Genomic DNA, 2,631 nt, shown 5'->3' on the forward strand with positions numbered 1-2,631 from the left:
CGCGACGGATTGGCGGCTCCCACCACGCTCGGGTACACCGGCGAGGTCGTAGCCCCCACCGCGTCCACCAGGCCAGAGCCGACCTGACGCGGAGAGTAGAACGCGCCATCCGCCTGCGTCGCGTCCACCACCGGGTGGGCAGTGCCCATCAGAAAGTTCGCGACCACCGCATCCTTGTCGGCGGCACTCATGCCAGCAAACATCGGATCGGCGGCGATACGCTGACGCACGAGGGCAGCAATACCCGCAACCTGAGCCGAGGCCTCGGCCGTGCCGGACCTGCGACCGTACTCGTTACCGGGCAGCGCGGACAAGACTGCACCGCCGGGGGCCGCGATCTCGGGCTTGAGACGCAGATCCGGGGTCACGCCCCAAGACGAAAAGGCCGACGGGGTAAGTTCCAAGGGTACCCAGGTGGTGGCACCGCGCGTAAGGGTCACCTCGGCAAAGCCCTGACCGGATGCCTCGATTGCGGCTAGCAGAGCGTCGTAATCGTGCTTCGTTATGGTCACGGTCGGCAGAGTAAAGGCCTCATAGACGTCCTCCACCTGCGGGGAAGGATAGTCGTAGGACCCGGCGATCATGAGCGCAGAAGGCCCTGCGGCGATGTTTTGGGCGATACGGATTTTGTCCTTTACACGCAAGGACTCCTTAGCCAGACTATCCCAGCCATCTTCCTCCTCCAGGAAGATCGTACGAGACAGGTCCTCATGGTCGTCTGTCATGTATTTCTGTAGCACATCGGTTCCGCCAGCTCCCACGTCGATCACCTTGTAGGTTCCGTCATCGAGAGCATCAAGCCCCGGTCCTTGCCCTCCACGGCTCATCTGCACCGAGCGGCAGGCAATCGCATGTTCCCCCAGTGACACGTAGTGCAGATATTCAGCCTCGTTAACCGACGCCGTCGCTAGAGTATTCGAGTCAAGCGCGGGAGCGATGAGCGCGCCCGAATCAGCGTCACTCGTGTACGGATAGGCCCCGTAGTTGGTGTTCCCGTACGCCACGGAGGTGTAGTCTCCGGCAGGCACGTTCACGGAGATGCCCTTGCGCGTTAGAGCTGCGTAGACATCCGCGTAGACGGCGTTGGCCTCAGCGTTCGTCGTTAACGGCTCATCCACGGACACAGTGAGGACGTCGGGGGCCATGACCATCGCATCGTCCAGGGCGGACAGTAGGATACTGTCTCGCACGTGTTCCTCCTTGTCGCCAAGCACCTTGGCGACGATGAGCTGCGCGTCCGGTGCCGCGCCCCGGAACTGCGCGCTGTTCGCGACGGCTAGGGCGGCCACGTGGGTGCCGTGAGCGTATCGGGCATCGTATTCAGTACCGGCAAATTCGGGAGGTGCTGGATAGGCTACGTCCACGTCACCGTCCGCGTAGTCGTACGCGAAGGGGATCTTCTCGCTGACCCAGCCGCCGCCCTGCCCATCACCGAGCGTGGTCGCCAGGGAGGTCACGTCCGCTTGAGACAGGCGCGCGCCCTCCACGGAACCCGCGAAGGCGGAGTGGGCGGTGTCGACACCATTGTCAATGATTTCGATGACCTGTCCCCTACCGGTGGGACTCGCGTGCTTGGCCTGCGTCATGTCCATCGCAATCGCTTGCGAGGGGTCAGACTCGGGGCCACGCTGCACGTCACCAGTTGCCTTGTATTGTTCCTCAATCAAGTTGAAGTATCGGTCTTCGAAGGCGTTCTTGACGCCCTGCGTGGCCTTGATCGCGTTGACAGAATTTGGCGGTGCTTGGATGACGAATCCTCGCAGAGCGTGCGTGTAGTCGCGTGTAACAGTGGTGGTCGCCCCCGGCACGGCTGCCACCACGGACGCGGCGACGCGTTCCTTCATAGTGGCGAGATCGGGGGCGTCGTCGGTCAGTTGGACAATGACCACGGAGTACAGCCCCTCGTTCTCCTGAGAGGACGAGGCATAGGCGGGTTCCGTCGCCTGCGTGTCGTCCGCGAGGGACGCTGGCACGCTGACTGTTGTCAGAGCCAGGGCGCCGGCTACCGCCAGCGCCAGTGACAAGAGTTTCCGATGGGCCATCTTCGGCTCCCTTCATTGGAACTATGAGTGCGAATGAGGTGGCATCAATGCAACTTCAGTCACTTCTCAGCATAATTGTCAGCACCTCTGTCAAACACTCTCATTTGTGATACAAACTGTGCGTCAAACCCTGACATGGTGTCGCGGAGAGGACTGGTGCGACCGCTGTTGAGTCAATTTCCGCTCGAAGGAGGCCTCAGGCGCATACTCCCAACACATCGGTTGCGACGAAGGCCCGCGCCTCCCGATAATCTGACCGGGAGGCGCGGGCGCAGGGTTCAGCGATTCAGCTCAGGCACCTAGCTGATCAACTGACCGTTATCGGCGAAGTGGTACCAGGTACCCCAAATCTTCAGCCACCCAGTCGCCATCCCGCCACTGCCAGGCTGCAGGTAGTACCAGTAGCCACCCTCCTTCAGCCACCCAGTGGCCATCGCACCACTGTCGGGGCTCAGGTAGTACCAGGTGGACCCCACCTGCACCCACCCCGTCACCATCACACCACTGTCAGGACTCAGGTAGTACCAACGCGCACCAGAAAACACCCAGCCGCTGGCCTGAGCACCCGACGCCTCGTGGTAATACCAAG

At 62.0% G+C, this 2,631-nt stretch carries 1 protein-coding gene and 1 pseudogene; both read right to left on the reverse strand.

Annotation, left to right across the window (positions count from 1 at the left end; translation table 11 throughout):
• On the reverse strand, positions 1-2,042 hold a 2,042-nt coding region (locus HMPREF1136_RS03245; RefSeq protein WP_009647902.1), incomplete at its 3' end, for a S8 family serine peptidase.
• Between the two features lie 299 nt (positions 2,043-2,341).
• Positions 2,342-2,631, reverse strand: a pseudogene (locus HMPREF1136_RS03250) (choline-binding protein A); the annotation flags it as partial.

Origin of the sequence: Actinomyces sp. ICM47, assembly GCF_000278725.1 — a bacterium.
GTDB lineage: Bacteria > Actinomycetota > Actinomycetes > Actinomycetales > Actinomycetaceae > Pauljensenia.